This window comes from Kitasatospora sp. NPDC001119 (assembly GCF_053598475.1).
This window is the reverse complement of the sequence record NZ_JBSFKI010000028.1, coordinates 13,949-31,451: the sequence shown is the minus strand read 5'-3', so window position 1 is coordinate 31,451 and position 17,503 is coordinate 13,949. Positions and strand designations below refer to the sequence as shown.

Here is a 17,503-nt window from a genome sequence, read left to right as displayed (position 1 = left end):
ACGTTGTTGGGGGAACGAGGGATGTGGGGTCGTCGGCTTGTGGCCCTGGGGGTTGTGAGCCTGGGCGTGGTGGGGAGCGCGGTGACACCGGCTGCCGCCGATGGCTCGATTCGTGCTGATCAGTGGCACCTGGACGCGATGCACGCACCTGAGGTGTGGAAGGTTTCCAGGGGCCAGGGCATCACTGTCGCGGTGATCGATGGCGGGTTCAAGCTGGACCATCCGGACCTCGTGGGACAGCTCCTCCCTGGTAAGGACTTCAGTGAGAGCCCGGGCGGCGTCGGCTCGTACGCTGACGGTCACGGTACGGCGATGGCCGGCCTCGTCGCAGGATCCGGAAAGGCCAGTGGCGGCACGGGGGCGTACGGCCTTGCTCCTGCTGCCAAGGTCCTTCCACTGAAAATCAATAACGGGTCCGTAGGGGCCGTGGTTTCGGCGGATTTTCTGGGGCAGATCGGGCAGGCTGTCACGTATGCGGTCGAGCAGGGTGCCAAGGTCGTCAATATCTCGCAGGGAATCTCTGCCGTCACCGCATCTCCTGCTGACGCGGAGAAGCTGAGCAAGACCCTGGCCTGGGCGCGGGCGAAGGGTGTGCTGGTGTTCTCCAGTGTGGGTAACTCCTACCAGTCAGGAAATCTTCTCGAGTATCCGAGCGGCCTGCCGAACGTGGTCGGGGTGGGCGCGATCGACCGCAACGCCACCGTGACTTCGGAGTCCCAGCAGGGGGCGCAGGTCATTCTCTCCGCGCCTGGTGTTGACATCGTCGAGGCATGCACCGGGAATACCGGGTATTGCAAGGGCCATGGCACATCGGACTCTTCTGCTCTGGCTTCGGCCTCGGCCGCATTGGTCTGGTCCGTGCATAAGGACTGGACCGCGAATCAGGTCCTGCGGGTCCTCATCAATACCGCGGGGAAGCCGAACGACGGTTCCGATCGCAACAACATCATTGGTTATGGCGTTGTCCGGCCGCGTATCGCGTTGACGGATCCGGGGGACCCGGGTCCGGCGGATGTTTCGCCGGTTCCGGGTGATGCGGCGACACCGTCGTCGGTTCCGTCGCCTTCGGCAACCGCCTCGGCTGCCGCATCCGCTGTTCCAGGCCAGGCCGGAAGCCCGACCGATGTGGCTGCCGGTGCGCCATCGGCGCGGCCGAAGGCTGAGGCATCGTCGGGTTCGGGCAGTGCGTTGCCGATCGTGGGGGGTGTGGCGGCCGGGTTGGTGTTGGTGGCCGGTGTGGTGTTCGCAGTGGTGCGGCGCCGGAAGCCGGCCGTACAGCCCGAGGCGGTTCGGGTGCAGTCGGAGGGCAACCCGTACGCGAGGTAGGTCACGTTGTTGGGGGAGTACGGGATGTGGGTTCGTCGGCTTGTGGCTCTGGGGGCTGTGAGCCTGTGCGTGGTGGGGACCGCGGTGACGCCGGCTGTCGCCGATGGCTCGATTCGGCAGCAGCAGTGGCACCTGGATGCGATGCATGCCCCTGAGATGTGGAAGGTCTCCACGGGGCAGGGAGTCACTGTTGCGGTGATCGACGGAGGCTTCAAGCTTGATCATCCGGACCTGGTGGGACAGTTCTTGCCGGGTAAGGATTTCAGTGGCAGCCCTGGTGGCGTCGGGCTCGACGTTGGAGGTCATGGGACACAGATGGCCAGTCTCATCGCGGGGACCGGGAAGGGCCAAGGGGGAACCGGGGCGTACGGACTGGCGCCTGGGGTTAAAATCCTGCCGCTGAAGATTGCCAACGGCTCCGAGGGGTCATCGATCTCGTCGGATTTCCTCGGCCAAATCGGTCAGGCGGTTGACTATGCGGTGGGCCAAGGCGCCAAGGTCATCAATATTTCCCAGGGCATGGCCGCGGTGCAGACTTCTTCTACAGATGTCGCCAAGCTGAACCGGATCCTTGCGAATGCGAGGGCAAAGGGGGTGCTGGTGGTCTCCAGTGTGGGAAATTCTGCGCAAGATGGAAATCTTGCGGAATATCCGGGTGCTTTGCCGAACGTTGTCGGCGTCGGAGCCATCAACCGAAGCGGCACCGTGACTGCGGAGTCCCAGACGGGGCCGCAGGTCGCACTCGTGGGGCCTGGTGAGGAAATGGTAGAGGCCTGTACGTCCGAAACCGGGTACTGCAAGAGCCACGGGACGTCGGACGCGGCAGCTCTGGTTTCCGCCTCCGCGGCACTGGTTTGGGCGGCCTACAGGGACTGGACGGCGAACCAGGTCCTGCGGGTCCTCATCAATACGGCGAGCAGGCCGAACGGGGGGACGGTTCGCACGGACGATGCCGGCTGGGGTGCGGTGCGGCCGCGTATCGCGTTGACGGATCCGGGGGATCCCGGCCCCGCCGACGTGTCGCCTCTTCCGGCTGACGCGGCTGTGCCGTCGGTGGCTCCGGTGCCGTCGGCGAGTGGGTCTGCTGCCGCCTCGGCGGTGCCGGTTCCCGTTGAGAGCCCGGCTGGTGTGCCATCGGTGCGGCCGAAGGCTGAGGTGGCGTCGGGTTCGGGCAGTGGTGCGGTGCCGGTCGTCGCGGGAGTGGTGGCCGGGTTGGTGTTGGTGGCGGGGGTGGTGTTCGCGGTGGTGCGGCGGCGGAAGTCGGCTGTGCGGCCTCGGGTGGCTCAGGTATCGCTGGTGCCGCCGCCGGACCTGCCGTCGTACCGGCCGCAGGTGCCGCCGGAAGACAACCCGTACGCGAGGTAGCCGGGTTGCCGCGGTGCCGGGCAACCGCGCAGGCGGGTCGGCAGAGGTGTGAGGGCGTCAGGTGCATCCTGGCGCCCTCGCGCACGTCGGGGGCGTGGGGCGGCGGGTGTGCGCCGGGGTCACTCGGGTGGAGGCTGGTGGGGGCGGGGTGGGGGTGGCGAGGGTGGTGGTATGGATGCGGAGGGTGCTTGGCGGGTCGGGCAGGTGCGGCGGGCGGCGGCTGCGGCGCTGATCGGGACGGCGATCGAGTTCTACGACTTCTTCATTTACGGGACGGCGGCCGCGTTGGTGTTCGGGCCGGTGTTCTTTCCCGGGTTGGGCACGGTGGGGGCGCTGTTGGCGGCGTTCTCGGTGTACGCGGTGGCGTTCCTGGCCCGGCCGGTGGGGGCGGTGGTGTTCGGGCACTTCGGGGACCGGGTGGGGCGGAAGGCGACGCTGGTGGTGTCGCTGCTGCTGATGGGGTTGGCGACGGCGGCGGTGGGGCTGTTGCCGGGGTTCGGGGCGTGGGGGTGGTGGGCGCCGGCGGTGCTGGTGGTGCTGCGGGTGTGCCAGGGCGTCGGGTTGGGCGGGGAGTGGGGCGGGGCGGCGCTGCTGATCGCGGAGAACGCGCCGGCCGGGCGGCGGGGGCGGTACGGGGGGTTCCTGCAGCTGGGGCCGACGATCGGGTTCGTGCTGGCGAACGGGGTGTTCCTGGCGCTGCAACTCGGCCTGGACGAGGGGGCGTTCCGCGCGTGGGGTTGGCGGGTGCCGTTCCTGGCCTCGTTCGTCCTGGTCGCGGTGGGGCTGTTCGTGCGGCTGCGGGTCGAGGAGTCGCCGCTGTTCCGGACGGAGGGGCGCCGGGAGCGGCTGCCGGTGCTGGAGGTGCTGCGCGGGCACTGGCGTCCGGTGCTGGCGGGCGGCGGGGCGATCACCGTGGGGTACGCGCTGTTCTACCTGACCACGACGTACACGCTGGCGTACGCGACGACCGGGCTCGGGGTGGCGAGCACGGTGGTGCTGTCGATGCTGCTGGTCGGGGCGGTGGGCATGGCCGCGACGGTGTGGTTGAGCGCCTCGCGCAGTGACCGTTGGGGGCGGCGGCGGACCTTGCGGTGGGCGACGGCTCTGGCCGCGGTCTGGTCGCCGGTGCTGTTCCCGCTGTTGGAGACGGTGAGCCGGCCGCTGATGTTCGTCGGGCTGGCGGGGGCGATGGTGGTGCTGGGCTGCATGTTCGGGCCGTTGGCGGCGTTCCTGCCGGAGCTGTTCCCGACCCGGGTGCGCTACACGGGCGCGGCGCTGACGTACAACCTGGGCGGTGTGGTCGGCGGTGCGACGACGCCGCTGGTGGCCACCCGGCTGACCGGGGCGTACGGGACGGCGCAGCCGGTGGGCTGGTACCTGGCGGTGCTGGGTGTGCTGGCCCTGGGGTGCCTGCGGATGCTGCCGGAGAACACCGGCGCGGAGCTCGGCTCGCTGGACGGTGTGGCGGGCGGGGTGACGGGCGGTGCGGCGGACGGTGCCGAACTCGGTGCGGCGGACGGCCCGGTGGACGGCGGAGGCCGCCGGGCGCCCCGGTTGGGGACGGATCCGGCGGCCTGACGAGGGGTGGGCTCAGCCGGCCAGGGCGGCGCGGCCGGCCAGCACGACGGCGGTGTGCCGGGCGACGCGGTCGCCGAGGTGCTCGGCGGTGGCGATGTCGGACTTGTGGACGGCCTCCGGGCCGGCGTCGGCCGGGGAGGACGCGGCGGCGCCGTTGGAGAAGCCGAGCCGGTTGAGGTCGTCCTCGGAGGCGGTGGTGGCGTTCCAGCCGGGCTTGAGGCCGAGGTTGACCCAGCTCATGCCGTGCTGGGCGGCGAGGGTCTGGAAGAAGAAGAGGGTGCCCGCCTTGTCGCCGCTCTTGGAGGCGGAGTTGGTGAAGCCGGCCGCGACCTTGTCTTTCCAGGAGTCGGAGAACCAGCGCTTGCTGGTGGCCTCGGCGAAGACGTGGAAGGCGCCGGAGGCGGTGCCCATGTAGGTGGGGGAGCCGAAGACGATCGCGTCGGCGGCGTCCAGCTGGGCCCACTGCTCCTCGGTGATGGTGTCGACGGCGATCGTGACGACCTCGGCACCCGCGGCGGCGGCGCCACGGGCGACGGCCTCGGCGATCACGGCGGTGTGGCCGTAGCCGGAGTGGTAGGCGAGGGCGACGGTCGGACGGACGGCGGTCATGCGGCGCTCCAGGGGACGGGTGCGGGCCGGCGCGGTGGCCGGCGGGCAGGCGTGGGGACGGGACGGGGCGGGCGCACCGCGGTGGCGGCGGGCCCCGGCTCCGTTGGTCTCCAATATAGACTAGGTCTCCATTGGTTACCAAGGGTGGATTGGAGACCGCGGGGCTACCCTGGACGCATGACGACGGAGCAAGCGGCCCGGACCCGGACCGGACAACCCGCGGAGCAGGACGCGAAGGACGTGCGGACCGCGCAGGAAGCACGGGACGCGAAGGAAGCGCGGGACGCGCGGGGGGAGTCGGACGGACCGGACGAGCCGGAGTACGACGTGTTCGCCCAGCTCTGTCCCAGCCGCGCGGTCTTCGCCGAGCTGGCCGACAAGTGGTCGATGCTGATCCTGATGAGCCTCCTCGGCTGCGGGCCGCAGCGCTTCTCCGAACTCCAGCGCGGGGTCGGCGGGGTCAGCCGCAAGATGCTCACCCAGTCGCTGCGCAACCTGGAGCGCAGCGGGCTGGTGCTCCGTACGGTCTTCCCGGAGACGCCGCCGCGGGTGGTCTACGACCTGCTGCCGCTCGGTCGCGAACTGGCCGAGCTGCTCGCGCCGGTCGGCCGGTGGACGGAGCACCGCGCCAGGCGGATGGTGGCGGCCCGCGAGGAGTTCGACGCGGTGCACGGCGAGGACTGAGCCGGCGCGTGGCGACGGCTGGGAGGGCCGGTGCGGCGAGGTTCGGGCCGGCCGGCGGCGGGGGCCGGAGGCCGATTTCCCTTCCGGGCCCGGAGCCGTGTAATGTCTTCCTTGTTCGACCGGCCCGGTGAAAAGCCCGGCAAGCCCCTATAGCTCAGTCGGTAGAGCGTCTCCATGGTAAGGAGAAGGTCTGCGGTTCGATTCCGCATGGGGGCTCCACTGAAAGACCCTCGCCTCACGGCGGGGGTCTTTCGCGTTTCCCGACCGGTTCCGCGGCCCGACACGCCACGGCCTAGCGGGTCGGGTACGGAATGCGCTGTGATGGTGCGTCATCGGCCGCCCGCCCGAGGGGTGCGGGCGCGAGCCGAACCCCGACCGGGAGGGTGTCATGGGTGTTCGACTCGTCGTGGTGGACGACCACCGGCTGCTGGCCGAAGCGCTGGCCACCGCACTTCAGCTGCGCGGCCACCGGGTGCTGGCGGTCGGCTCCCCGGCCGGTGTCGCCGCCGACCTGGTGGTCGGGCGGCGGCCCGAGGTGTGTCTGCTGGGGGTGGCCGCGCCGGGGGAGTCGGGTGCCTTCGACGGGCTGCGCCGGATCCGTCGGGAGCGCCCCGAGGTGGCCGTGATCGTGCTCGGTCCGGTGGGCGAACTGCGCGGAGTGGCAGGGGCGTTCGCGGCCGGCGCGGCCGGGTACGTGCCCAGCGACGAGCGGATCGAGGTGGTCGAGCGGGCCATCGGGCGGGCGCGCGCGGGCGAGGCCGCGGTCGCGGTGGACATCCTGCGCGGTGCCTTCGACCAACTGCTGCGCCCGGCGGCCGAACCGGACGACGAGGCCGTCCGGCTGCTGCGGCTGCTGACCCGCCGTGAGGTGCAGGTGCTGGCCCGGATCGCGGACGGCGAGGACACCGCGGCGATCGCCGCCGGGATGCGGATCGCCGCCAGCACCGCCCGGACGCACGTCCAGCGGGTGCTGATGAAGCTCGGCGCGCGGACCCGGCTGGAGGCGGCCGCGGTGGCGGCGCGCACCGGTCTGCTGGAGCGGATGGCCGGCGGCTGAGGAGTTGGTGAGAAGGCTGGAAGCAGTCGTCCGGGTGGCGCGGAGCACCCCGGTGGGATTGGGAGAATGACCCCAGTCGTACGGATTCCGTCGACGGCTTCCGCCCGACCGGGCGGACCGTCGTTCGCTGGAGGTCGCAACATGAGTAAGTACCTGGTCACGGGTGGCGCCGGCTACGTCGGCAGTGTGGTCGCCGCCCACCTGCTGGAGGCGGGGCACCGGGTGACCGTCCTGGACGACCTCTCCACCGGTTTCCGCGAGGGCGTCCCGGCCGGTGCCGAGTTCGTCGAGGGCCGGATCCAGGAGGCCGACAAGGTGCTGGACGGCTCCTTCGACGGCGTGCTGCACTTCGCCGCCTCCTCGCAGGTCGGCGAGTCGGTCGCGGACCCGGAGAAGTACTGGCGCAACAACGTGGCCGGCTCGCTGGAGCTGATCAGCGCGATGCGCGCGGCGGGCGTGCGCAAGCTGGTGTTCTCCTCCACCGCCGCGACCTACGGCGAGCCGGAGGCCGTGCCGATCGCCGAGACCGCCCGCACCGCGCCGACCAACACCTACGGCGCCACCAAGCTCGCGGTGGACCACCTGATCACCAGTGAGGCCGTCGCGCACGGCCTGGCCGCCGTCTCGCTGCGCTACTTCAACGTGGCCGGTGCGTACGGGTCCTACGGTGAGCGGCACGACCCCGAGTCGCACCTGATCCCGCTGGTCTTCCAGGCCGCGCTGGGGCAGCGTCCGCACATCGCGGTGTACGGCGACGACTACCCGACCCCGGACGGCACCTGCGTCCGCGACTACATCCACGTCGCGGACCTGGCCGAGGCGCACCTGCTGGCGCTGGACGCGGCGAAGCCGGGCGAGCACCTGATCTGCAACCTGGGCAACGGCAGCGGCTTCTCGGTGCGCGAGGTGATCGAGTCGGTCAAGCGCGTCACCGGCCGGGAGATCCCGGTGCAGGTCGCGGGCCGCCGGGCCGGCGACCCGGCGGTGCTGGTGGCCTCGGCCGCCCGCGCCCACGAGACGCTGGGCTGGACCCCGCGCCGCCCGAACCTGGACGAGATCGTCGCCGACGCCTGGACGTTCGCCCTGGCGAAGAACGGCCGGTGAGAAAAGGCCGGTGAGCAACGGCCGGTGAGCAGTGGTGGAGTGGGGGTCGGACGGTCCAAGTCCGGCCACTCACGCACCTTCTGACGAAACTTCACCGAATCGCCACGAGCGCGTATCCCGCCCCGTACGCTGAGTGCGGTACCGGTGGGGGCCGGCGCCCATTCGGCCTCACCGGCCACCGGTGGGCGGGCGGAACGGCGGGTCCGGAACGCGGATGCCGGGCCGGTCCCCGCCCCCGGGCTCGGGCGGTGCGAGCAGGGGGAGGGACGATGGGGCGGATTCGCGTCCTGGTGGTCGACGACCACCGGATCTTCGCCGAGGCACTGGCCGCGGCGCTGGCCGCCGAGCCGGACGTGGAGGTGGGGGCGGCCGGCAGTGCCGCCGCCGCCGAGCGGGCCTTGGAGCGGGCGGCCGGCGAGGGCCGGTCCTACGACGTGGCGTTGATCGACGCCGACCTGGGCGTCGAGCCGGTCGGGACGGTCGGTGCGGCCGGGACGATCGGGACTGGCGGCCAGGTAGGCGTGCCGGGAGCGCAGGCGGTCGGCGGAGTGCCGGCCCGCCGTCGGCCCGGCGCGGAGTACGGCGACGAGGCCCGGCGCGGCCGCGGTGCCCCGCCCGTGCCGCAGCCGCGCCGGCCGGCCGTACCGGTGGGGGTGCCGGTTCCGCTGTCGGGCGGGCTGCCGACCGGGGTGCGGGCCGCGGTGGACCCGCTGCGGGGCGATCAGTTCAGACCCGCCGCCCCACCACCGGACGGCATCACCCTGCTCGCCCGGCTCCGCCGCGCCCACCCCGGGCTGCGCGCCGTCGTCCTGGCCACCGCCGACGACCCGCACCGCGCCGCCCGCGCCCTGCACGCGGGCGCCACCGGCTGGGTGGCCAAGGAGAGTTCACTGGCCCGGCTGCTGGCGGTGGTCCGGGGGGTGCTGCGGGACGAGACGCACCTGCCGCCCGCGCTGCTCACCGGGGTGATCCGCGAGCTCACCACCGCCCGGCGGGACCGCACCGAGAGCGAGCGGCTGGTGGACACCCTGACGCCGCGGGAGAAGCAGATCCTGCGCTGTATGGTCGCGGGCCTCGGCCGGCAGGCCGTCGCGGAGCGGCTCTACCTGTCGCCGCACACCGTCCGGACGCACATGCAGAACGTGCTGGGAAAGCTCGGGGTGCACTCCACGCTGGCGGCCGTCGCGGTCGCCCGCCGGGCCGGGGTCAGCCCGGCCGAGCCGGCCGCGCCGCCGCCGTCCCCGGTGGTCGGCACCGTCGAACGGCCCTGACCCGCAAGCCCGGGCCCGGAGCCGTCAGCCGGGGATGTTGTCGAACGGGGCGACCAGCACGCGCAGCAGCGCGGCGAGTTCGGTCTGCTGGCCGGAGGTGAGCTGGGCGAGCAGTTCGCGTTCGTGCGCGAGCAGTCCGGCGAGCGCCTGGTCGGCGCGGTCGCGGCCGTCGTCGGTGAGCCTGACCAGCACGCCGCGACGGTCGTCCGGGTCGGGCAGGCGCTTGACCAGGCCCTTGCCGGTGAGGCGGTCGATCCGGTTGGTCATGGTGCCGGAGGTGACCAGGGTCTGGGTGAGCAGCTGGCCTGGGGAGAGCTGGTACGGGGAGCCGGCCCGCCGCAGGGCGGTCAGGACGTCGAACTCCCAGGGCTCCAGCCCGTGCTCGGCGAAGGCGGTGCGGCGGGCGCGGTCCAGGTGCCGGGCGAGCCGGCTGACCCGGCTGAGCACCTCCAGCGGCTCCACGTCGAGGTCGGGGCGCTCCCGGCGCCACGCTGCGACCAGCCTGTCGACCTCGTCCTCCATGACGATCAGTGTATCGGTGGATGTGTCGATGTGAAGTCTCTTGACATCGAGAAATGTGCCAGCAAGGCTAACGCTAGATATCTTGATATCGAGATACCTGCGAGGTGAACCATGACCACCCCCGTCTGGGACCCGGAGCAGTACCTGCGCTTCGCCGACGAACGCAACCGTCCGCTGCGCGAACTGCTCGCCCGCGTCCCCGCCCTCCCACACCCCGGTGCCGAGGTGATCCTGGACATCGGCTGCGGCCCCGGCAACTCCACCGCCGCGCTGCGCGAGCGCTGGCCGACCGCCCGCCTCACCGGCGTCGACAACTCCGCCCCGATGCTGGCCACCGCCCGTACCGGGGGCGAGCCCACGGCCGAGTACCTGCTCGCCGACGCCCGCGAGTACGACCCGGCCCCGGCCGGGCCCGACCTGATCGTCTCCAACGCCACCCTCCAGTGGGTGGACGGGCACCTGGCGCTGCTGCCGCGCTGGGCGGCGGCCCTCGAACCTGGTGGGGTGCTCGCCTTCCAGGTGCCCGGCAACTTCGACGCCCCCAGCCACACCCTGCTCGCCGACCTGCGCCGCAGCGCCCGCTGGCGGGGCCTGCTCGGCGAGGAGGCCGTCCGGGCCGGCGTCCACCCGCCCGAGCGCTACCTCGACGCCCTGGTCGCCGCCGACTGCCTGCCGGACGTCTGGGAGACCACCTACCGCACCCTGCTGCCGGGGCCGGACCCGGTGCTGGAGTGGGTCAAGGGCACCGCGCTGCGCCCGGTCCTCACCCGGCTCGCCGACCCGGCCGACCGGGCCGCCTTCCTGGCCGAGTACGGGCGGCTGCTGCGCGAGGCCTACCCGGCCGGGCCGCACGGGACGGTCTTCCCGTTCCGGCGGATCTTCGCCGTGGGGACCAGGCGGCCGCGGGGGTGAGACGGCCGTACGGGTGAGGCGGCCGCGGAGGTGAGAAGGCCGCGGGGGCGGCCCGGCCGGTCAGCCCTTGCGCTCGCCGACCAGCCGCGGGTGCCGCTCCAGGCCCTCCAGCCCGTGCCAGGCGAGGTTCACCAGGTGCGCCGCCACCGTCGCCTTGTCCGGCTTGCGGACCTCCAGCCACCACTGCCCGGTCAGCGCGACCATCCCGACCAGCATCTGCGAGTACATCGGGGCCAGCCGGGCGTCGAAGCCGCGGGACTTGAACTCCAGGCCCAGGATGTCCTCGACCTGCGTGGCGATGTCGCTGATCAGCGAGGCGAAGGTGCCGGTCGACTGGGCCACCGGGGAGTCCCGGACCAGGATCCGGAAGCCGTCCGTCGAGGTGTCGATGTAGTCCATCAGCGCGAAGGCGGCCTGTTCCAGCAGTTCGCGCGAGTGCCCGCCGGTCAGGGCCCCGGTGACCATGTCCAGCAGCAGCTGCATCTCGCGGTCGACGACCACCGCGTACAGCCCCTCCTTGCCGCCGAAGTGCTCGTACACCACGGGCTTCGACACCCCGGCGCGCTCGGCGATCTCCTCCACCGAGGTGCCGTCGTAGCCGCGCTCGGCGAAGACCGTCCGGCCGATCTCCAGCAGCTGCTCGCGCCGCTGCTTGCCGGTCATCCGGACCCGGCCGCCCCGGCGGCGGGCCGTCGGGGCCGGGCCGCCGCCGGCGCCCCGGTCCGGACCTCCGTCGTCGGTGCCGGCCGCCGGTGCGGCGGCCCGCGGACGGGCCTGCGCCGTGGCGGGCGCCGCGTCCGTCCGCGTGCCGTGGTGACCGCCCCTGCTGTCTGCGCTGCTCCCGTTCACCCCTACATCATGCTGGAAGCGCCGCCTCATGCGGCGCGGCGGGCGGCGATCCGCTGCGCGTCCGGCCAGCGGACGTCCCGGACCCAGCCGGCCAGCTCGAACCAGCGGATCAGCCGGGCCGAGGAGTCGATCTGCCCGCGGAGCACCCCGTGCCGGGCCGAGGTCGGGTCGGCGTGGTGCAGGTTGTGCCAGGACTCCCCGCAGGAGAGCACGGCCAGCCACCAGACGTTGCCGGAGCGGTCCCGGGAGCGGAACGGGCGCCGGCCGACGGCGTGGCAGATCGAGTTGATCGACCAGGTGACGTGGTGCAGCAGGGCCACCCGGACCAGCGAACCCCAGAAGAAGGCGGACAGCGCGCCCTCCCAGGACAGGCTCACCAGGCCGCCGATCAGCGCGGGCAGCAGCAGCGAGATGGTGGTCCAGAGCCAGAACAGCCGGGAGATCCGCCGCAGGGCCGGGTCGCGCACCAGGTCCGGGGCGTACGTGAGCTGCGGGGTCTGCTCCTCGTCGAACATCCAGCCCATGTGGGCCCACCAGAGGCCCTTCATCAGCGCCGGGACGCTCTCCCCGTAGCGCCACGGCGAGTGCGGGTCGCCGTCCTTGTCGCTGAACCGGTGGTGCTTGCGGTGGTCGGCCACCCAGCGCACCAGCGGGCCCTCGACGGCGAGGCTCCCGGCGATCGCCAGCGCCAGGCGCATCGGGCGGCCGGCCTTGAAGGCGCCGTGGGTGAAGTAGCGGTGGTAGCCGATGGTGATGCCGTGGCAGGTGAGGTAGTACATGCCGACGGTGATGGCGAGGTCCGTCCAGCCCAGCCCCCGGCCCCAGGCCACCGGGACGGCGGCGACCAGGGCGGCGAACGGCACGAGGATGAACAGGGAGAGCGCGATCCGCTCGGCCGGGCCCTGCTTCTCGCCGCCGCGGGTGGCGGACAGCCGGGTGGCGGCGGTGTCGGAGTCGCCGGTCCCGGCGGTCTGGTCGGCGGTCTCCACGGCGTCGTCGGTCTCCACGGGTGCGGCGGGGTCGGTGGGTTCGGCGGGTTCGGGGTCGGGAGACGGAGTGCGGGACGCGGCGTTCCCCGCGCGCGCCTCGCCTGCCTGGATGGTCATGGGCGTCCCTTGTGCGGCGTCCCGGAACGGGAGCGAAGCGGAGCTACGTTGGCGTAACCTACGGCATCGTAGGTTGCGCTCCGTGTCCAGGGGAACACACCGCCGCGCGGCGCTTGAGTGAATTCACCCGACTGGATGGATGAACCGGGGGGCCGGCGGGTTCGGCCGCCGGGGCTGGAATCCGGGCCGTGGATCGGTCAAGTCGATACCCACGGCAGGGCCCTCTCGGGTAGGGTCTGACACGACTGTCCGCCGTGGTGTAATGGCAGCACAGGGCCCTTTGGAGGCCTTTGTCTGGGTTCGAATCCTAGCGGCGGAGCCTCTGCACGCCTCGGGTTCGGGCGTTATCCGTGGCGCCGGTATTGTCGGTGCTGCTCGGCGGACTGTGCGAATGGCGACCGGCCTGGGTCCGGGCCGGGCCTGCTCTGCCCTCTCTGTGAACCTACCGAGGAGCCTCCCCGCATGGGTGCCAATTCGCTTGCCGCCGTTGTCGTGCTCGCCGCCGGTGGCGGGACCCGGATGAAGTCGAACAAGCTGCCCAAGGTGCTGCACGAGGTGTGCGGCCGCTCGTTGGTGGGTCACGCGGTCTCGGCGGCCCGGGAACTGACGCCCGGCCAGCTGGTCGTCGTGGTCGGCCACCAGCGCGAGCTGGTCGTGGCGCACCTGACGGAGCACTACCCGGCCACCCGCACCGCGGTGCAGGCGGAGCAGAACGGCACCGGGCACGCGGTGCGCACCGCGCTGGAGTCGCTGGCCGCCGACGGCGCCGTGCTGGACGGCACCGTGATCGTCACCGCCGGCGACTCGCCGCTGCTGACCGGGGAGACCCTGCGCCGGCTGGCCGACGCGCACACCGCCCAGCAGAACGGCGTCACCGTGCTGACCGCCGTCGTCCCGGAGCCCTTCGGCTACGGCCGCATCCTGCGGGACGAGGACGGCACCGTCGCCGCGATCGTCGAGGAGCGCGACGCCAGCGCCACCCAGCGCGCGATCACCGAGATCAACTCCGGCGTCTTCGCCTTCGACGCCAAGCTGCTCACCGCGGCGCTGGGCGAGCTCACCACGGACAACTCGCAGGGCGAGGAGTACCTGACCGACACCCTGGAGATCCTGCGCACGGCGGGCCACCGGGTCGGCGCCGTGGTGGCCGAGGACCACCGGGACATCCTGGGCATCAACGACCGGGTCCAGCTGGCGCAGGCCCGCCGGCTGCTGAACGACCGCCTGCTGGAGCGGGCGATGCGCGAGGGTGTCACCGTGGTGGACCCGGCGACCACCTGGTTCGACGTGCAGGTCACGTACGAGCCGGACGCCGTGGTGCTGCCGAACACCCAGCTCCAGGGCGCCACGCACCTGGGCGAGGGCTGCGAGGTCGGCCCGAACTCGACCCTCAAGGACACCCTGGTCGGTGTCGGCGCCCGGGTGAGCAACACCACGGCCGACCGCGCCGAGATCGGCGAGCTGGCCACCGCCGGCCCGTACGCCTACCTGCGGCCGGGCGCCCGGCTGGGCCGCAAGGCGAAGGTCGGCACCTACGTCGAGGTGAAGAACTCCGAGCTGGGCGAGGGCGCCAAGGTGCCGCACCTGTCCTACATCGGCGACGCCACGATCGGCGAGGGCACCAACATCGGCGCGGCCTCCGTCACCGTGAACTACGACGGCGTGAACAAGCACCGCACGGTCATCGGCGCGCACTGCCGCACCGGCTCGGACAACATGTTCATCGCCCCGGTCACCGTCGGTGACGGCGCCTACACCGGCGCCGGCTCGGTGATCACCAACGACGTCCCGGCCGGGGCGCTCGGTGTGAACCGGGCCACGCAGCGCAACATCGAGGGCTGGGTCGAGCGCAAGCGCCCCGGGACGGTGTCCGCGCAGGCCGCGAAGGCGGCGGCGGACGGGGCCGAGCAGGCCTGAGCGGGCGGGCCGGGGCCGGGGGACGGTCCCGAGGCGGACGGTTTCTGCGCGGGCGCGTAACCTTGGGGACATACGTGCGCCACAGGGCTTACCGCCCGTGTCCAGGCGTACCGACAATTCCCCAACCCGTACCGCGAGCGGGCCCTGCCTGCCCGCCACCGGGTCGAGGGTTCAGCGTTCGCAACGCGAGGAGACGGTGCAGTGAGCGGGATCACGACGTCGGGTGAGAAGAAGCTGAAGCTCTTCTCCGGCCGTGCCCACCCGGAGCTGGCGAAGGAGGTGGCCGAGGCGCTCGGGACCGAGCTGGTCCCCACCAAGGCCCTGGACTTCGCCAACGGCGAGATCTACGTCCGCTTCCTGGACTCCGCGCGCGGCGCGGACTGCTTCGTGATGCAGAGCCACACGGCTCCCATCAACCAGTGGATCATGGAACAGCTGATCATGATCGATGCTCTGAAGCGGGCCTCCGCCAAGAGCATCACCGCGATCCTGCCGTTCTACGGGTACGCCCGCCAGGACAAGAAGCACCTCGGCCGCGAGCCCATCTCGGCCCGCCTGGTCGCCGACCTGCTGCGCCAGGCCGGCGCCGACCGCCTGATGGCCGTGGACCTGCACACCGCGCAGATCCAGGGCTTCTTCGACGGCCCGGTGGACCACCTGTTCGCGCTGCCGCTGCTGGCCGACTACATCGGCGGGAAGGTCGACCGCGACAAGCTGACGGTCGTCTCCCCGGACGCCGGCCGCGTGAAGGTCGCCGACCAGTGGTGCGACCGGCTGGACGCCCCGCTGGCGATCATCCACAAGCGCCGCGACATCACCCAGGCCAACACCATCCTGTCGGCCGACGTCGTCGGTGACGTCAAGGGCCGGGTCTGCGTGCTGGTCGACGACATGATCGACACCGCCGGCACCATCTGCGCCGCGGCCGACGCGCTGTTCGACAACGGCGCCGCGGACGTCGTGGTGGCCGCCACCCACGGTGTGCTCTCCGGCCCGGCCGCGGACCGGCTGAAGAACTCGCGGGTGAGCGAGTTCGTGTTCACCAACACGCTGCCCACCCCGGCCTCGATCCAGCTGGACAAGATCACCACGCTGTCCATCGCCCCGTCGATCGCCGCCGCGATCCGCGAGGTCTTCGAGGAGGGCTCCGTGACCAGCCTCTTCGAGGGCGTGCACTGACGAAGGCCCGTGCAGGCGGCCCCGGTCCGGTCGGACCGGGGCCGCCGCCGATTTCGCGGGAGGCCGCTCGTGCGGTTAGACTCGTGAAACTGCTCGGCGAGGGATGCCGTGCGCCTGCTTGCCGGGTGCCCGCTCCGTGATCGACGCGCTGCCGGTGCCGGACTCCCGTCCACCGGCAGGCCGTTGCCGCCGAGTGACCCCCGAACGTACTGAGGGTGTGGTCCCGGCGGTTTTCGCATTGCCTGCACCCCCGCGCCATTTCCACGAGGAGTGCAGTCGTGTCCGAGATCCGTATTGCCGCTGAGACCCGTTCCGAGTTCGGCAAGGGTGCCGCCCGTCGCGCCCGCCGCGCCGGCTTCGTCCCCGGTGTCGTCTACGGCCACGGCCACGCCCCGGTTCACCTGAACCTGCCCGGCCACGACCTGATGATGGCCCTGAAGACCCCGAACGCCCTGCTGGTCGTCCCGATCGAGGGCAAGGACGAGTACGTCCTGCCGAAGGCCGTCCAGCGCGAGGCCATCAAGCGCACCATCGAGCACGTCGACCTGCTGCTGGTCAAGCGCGGCGAGAAGGTCACCGTCGAGATCCCGGTCCACACCGAGGGCGAGCTGGCCGCCGGCGGCAACCTGCTGGAGCACGTCCTGAACGCGCTCCCGATCGAGGCCGAGGCCACCCACCTGCCCGAGTCGGTCACCGTCTCGGTCGAGGGCCTGGAGGCCGGCGCGGCCATCCACGCCAAGGACATCGTCCTGCCGGCCGGCGTCACCCTGGCCGTCGACGCCGACGCCGTCGTGCTGCAGGTCATCGGCGCCCAGGCCGCCCCGGCCGAGGACGAGGCCGCCGAGGCCGAGGGCACCGAGGCCTGAGCCTCGCCCCGTTAGTCGGACCGCTGCCCCGGTCGCTCCCGTCGGAGCGCCCGGGGCAGCGGCGTGTCCGGGATGATGACGACGAGCGCGAAGGAGAGGAAGGACGGCATGGCGGACGAGTACGAGGGCCCGTGGCTGGTGGTCGGGCTGGGCAACCCCGGGGAGCAGTACGCCCGGAACCGGCACAACATCGGCTTCATGGTGGTGGACCTGCTGGCGCAGCGGATGGGTGCCAGGTTCAAGGCGCACAAGAGCCGGGCGCAGGTGGCCGAGGGACGGCTGGCGGGCAGGCGGGTGGTGCTGGCCAAGCCGATGTCCTTCATGAACCTCTCCGGCGGGCCGGTGACGGCGCTGCGCGACTTCTACAAGGCGCCGGCCTCGGCGCTGGTCGCCGTCCACGACGAGCTGGACATCGACTACGCGACGCTGCGGCTGAAGCTGGGCGGCGGCGACAACGGCCACAACGGGCTGAAGTCGATCACCAAGTCGCTGGGCCCGGACTACCACCGGGTGCGCTGCGGGATCGGCCGTCCGCCGGGCCGGATGGAGGTCGCGGACTTCGTGCTGAAGGACTTCTCCGCGACCGAGCGCAAGGAGCTGGAGTGGTTCGTGGACCGCTCGGCGGACGCGGTGGAGGCGCTGCTGTCCGAGGGGCTGGAGCGGGCCCAGGGGACGTACAACTCCTGAGCCTCCTGACCGTCCGTCAGGACCCTGTGCGGGGTACGCAACGGTCGTACAACGCTTGACCCGTCAAACCTGAATCGGTGTGAGAAACCTGTGCGGGATCGGATAGCGTCGGCCTGGTACGCGAACGAGTCCTGGGGAGTTCTCGATGCGGGAATTGCGTCCGGACCGCCGAGTGCGGTGGAGCCGGGGGGTCGAGCTGAGGCGGCTCGGCCGGCGGGTCGGTACGGCCGGTGCACTGGGGGTGGCCGGCGTCCTGCTGTCGGGCGGTGCGGTGGCGCACGCGGAGCCGGTCGCCGAGTCGGACCCGGCGGTCTCCCCGGAGCCGGCGGCGGCGCAGTTCGGCCCGGTGCTCGGTGACTCGATGGGCCCCGACGCGGGGCTGCTGGCGGTCGGCGGCGGCCTGGTGGTGGCGGCCGGCGGCGCGGCGCTGTGGCTGAAGCGCAAGCGCGCGGGCGAGACCGCGGAGTAGGA

Annotated in this window: 17 protein-coding genes and 2 tRNA genes; 15 read left to right on the top strand and 4 right to left on the bottom strand. The window is 72.2% G+C overall.

The window, feature by feature from the left end; genetic code table 11:
• The first annotated feature begins 54 nt into the window (after nt 1–54).
• From ACWDD9_RS30110 to ACWDD9_RS30100, 3 genes are all read left to right on the top strand, one after another.
• On the top strand, nt 55–1,326 hold the full coding sequence (locus tag ACWDD9_RS30110) for a S8 family serine peptidase (protein ID WP_449813295.1): 1,272 nt from the start codon (nt 55–57) through the stop codon (nt 1,324–1,326).
• A gap of 84 nt (nt 1,327–1,410) precedes the next feature.
• Entirely contained in the window at nt 1,411–2,691 is a 1,281-nt protein-coding gene (locus tag ACWDD9_RS30105; protein ID WP_449813294.1) for a S8 family serine peptidase, read from the top strand.
• Between the two features lie 171 nt (nt 2,692–2,862).
• A complete protein-coding gene (locus ACWDD9_RS30100) occupies nt 2,863–4,269 on the top strand; it encodes an MFS transporter (RefSeq protein WP_449813293.1) in 1,407 nt (468 codons plus the stop codon).
• A 12-nt stretch (nt 4,270–4,281) separates the two neighbouring features.
• On the opposite strand, the gene ACWDD9_RS30095 is transcribed toward ACWDD9_RS30100, so the two are convergent.
• Nucleotides 4,282–4,878 carry a flavodoxin family protein gene (locus tag ACWDD9_RS30095; protein WP_049653702.1) on the bottom strand — a complete coding sequence of 199 codons (597 nt, stop codon included), beginning with the start codon at nt 4,876–4,878 and terminating at the stop codon, nt 4,282–4,284.
• A gap of 177 nt (nt 4,879–5,055) precedes the next feature.
• Here ACWDD9_RS30095 and ACWDD9_RS30090 point away from each other — a divergent pair, with 177 nt between their 5' ends.
• The 5 genes from ACWDD9_RS30090 to ACWDD9_RS30070 all read left to right on the top strand — a co-directional run bounded on the left by ACWDD9_RS30090 (nt 5,056) and on the right by ACWDD9_RS30070 (nt 8,994).
• Nucleotides 5,056–5,562 (top strand): winged helix-turn-helix transcriptional regulator, encoded by a 507-nt coding sequence (locus ACWDD9_RS30090; protein WP_449813292.1) that lies wholly within the window; start codon nt 5,056–5,058, stop codon nt 5,560–5,562.
• Between the two features lie 143 nt (nt 5,563–5,705).
• Nucleotides 5,706–5,781: transfer RNA gene (locus ACWDD9_RS30085), tRNA-Thr, on the top strand.
• Nucleotides 5,782–5,950: 169 nt separating this feature from the next.
• Nucleotides 5,951–6,619, top strand: a complete 669-nt coding sequence (locus ACWDD9_RS30080; RefSeq protein WP_049653699.1) for a response regulator transcription factor — start codon at nt 5,951–5,953, stop codon at nt 6,617–6,619.
• Nucleotides 6,620–6,760: 141 nt separating this feature from the next.
• Entirely contained in the window at nt 6,761–7,723 is a 963-nt protein-coding gene (galE, locus tag ACWDD9_RS30075) for a UDP-glucose 4-epimerase GalE (protein ID WP_449813291.1), read from the top strand.
• 269 nt (nt 7,724–7,992) lie between these two features.
• The gene (locus tag ACWDD9_RS30070; protein WP_449813290.1) at nt 7,993–8,994 is read left to right on the top strand and encodes a LuxR C-terminal-related transcriptional regulator; all 1,002 of its coding nucleotides are present in this window, start codon (nt 7,993–7,995) and stop codon (nt 8,992–8,994) included.
• A 24-nt stretch (nt 8,995–9,018) separates the two neighbouring features.
• Here the strand turns inward: ACWDD9_RS30070 and ACWDD9_RS30065 are convergent, their stop codons facing one another.
• Nucleotides 9,019–9,516, bottom strand: a complete 498-nt coding sequence (locus ACWDD9_RS30065; protein WP_049660288.1) for a MarR family winged helix-turn-helix transcriptional regulator — start codon at nt 9,514–9,516, stop codon at nt 9,019–9,021.
• Between the two features lie 111 nt (nt 9,517–9,627).
• Between ACWDD9_RS30065 and ACWDD9_RS30060 the strand changes: the two genes are divergently transcribed.
• Nucleotides 9,628–10,428, top strand: a complete 801-nt coding sequence (locus ACWDD9_RS30060) for a methyltransferase domain-containing protein (RefSeq protein ID WP_449813289.1) — start codon at nt 9,628–9,630, stop codon at nt 10,426–10,428.
• Between the two features lie 60 nt (nt 10,429–10,488).
• On the opposite strand, the gene ACWDD9_RS30055 is transcribed toward ACWDD9_RS30060, so the two are convergent.
• The gene (locus ACWDD9_RS30055) at nt 10,489–11,091 is read right to left on the bottom strand and encodes a TetR/AcrR family transcriptional regulator (RefSeq protein ID WP_063780418.1); all 603 of its coding nucleotides are present in this window, start codon (nt 11,089–11,091) and stop codon (nt 10,489–10,491) included.
• 212 nt (nt 11,092–11,303) lie between these two features.
• Complete coding sequence (locus tag ACWDD9_RS30050) at nt 11,304–12,383, bottom strand: fatty acid desaturase (RefSeq protein ID WP_079271852.1); 1,080 nt, start codon at nt 12,381–12,383, stop codon at nt 11,304–11,306.
• Between the two features lie 248 nt (nt 12,384–12,631).
• On the opposite strand from ACWDD9_RS30050, the gene ACWDD9_RS30045 reads away from it, so the two are divergent.
• The 6 genes from ACWDD9_RS30045 (at nt 12,632) to ACWDD9_RS30020 (ending at nt 17,501) form a co-directional block, all read left to right on the top strand.
• Nucleotides 12,632–12,702, top strand: a tRNA-Gln gene (locus ACWDD9_RS30045).
• Nucleotides 12,703–12,845: 143 nt separating this feature from the next.
• A complete protein-coding gene (gene glmU, locus ACWDD9_RS30040) occupies nt 12,846–14,300 on the top strand; it encodes a bifunctional UDP-N-acetylglucosamine diphosphorylase/glucosamine-1-phosphate N-acetyltransferase GlmU (protein WP_375876031.1) in 1,455 nt (484 codons plus the stop codon).
• Nucleotides 14,301–14,501: 201 nt separating this feature from the next.
• A complete protein-coding gene (locus tag ACWDD9_RS30035; RefSeq protein ID WP_049653615.1) occupies nt 14,502–15,479 on the top strand; it encodes a ribose-phosphate diphosphokinase in 978 nt (325 codons plus the stop codon).
• 278 nt (nt 15,480–15,757) lie between these two features.
• Nucleotides 15,758–16,345, top strand: a complete 588-nt coding sequence (locus tag ACWDD9_RS30030) for a 50S ribosomal protein L25/general stress protein Ctc (RefSeq protein WP_049653621.1) — start codon at nt 15,758–15,760, stop codon at nt 16,343–16,345.
• A gap of 108 nt (nt 16,346–16,453) precedes the next feature.
• Entirely contained in the window at nt 16,454–17,032 is a 579-nt protein-coding gene (pth, locus tag ACWDD9_RS30025) for an aminoacyl-tRNA hydrolase (RefSeq protein ID WP_074001289.1), read from the top strand.
• Between the two features lie 145 nt (nt 17,033–17,177).
• On the top strand, nt 17,178–17,501 hold the full coding sequence (locus ACWDD9_RS30020) for a hypothetical protein (RefSeq protein WP_143204483.1): 324 nt from the start codon (nt 17,178–17,180) through the stop codon (nt 17,499–17,501).
• Nucleotides 17,502–17,503: the final 2 nt, after the last annotated feature.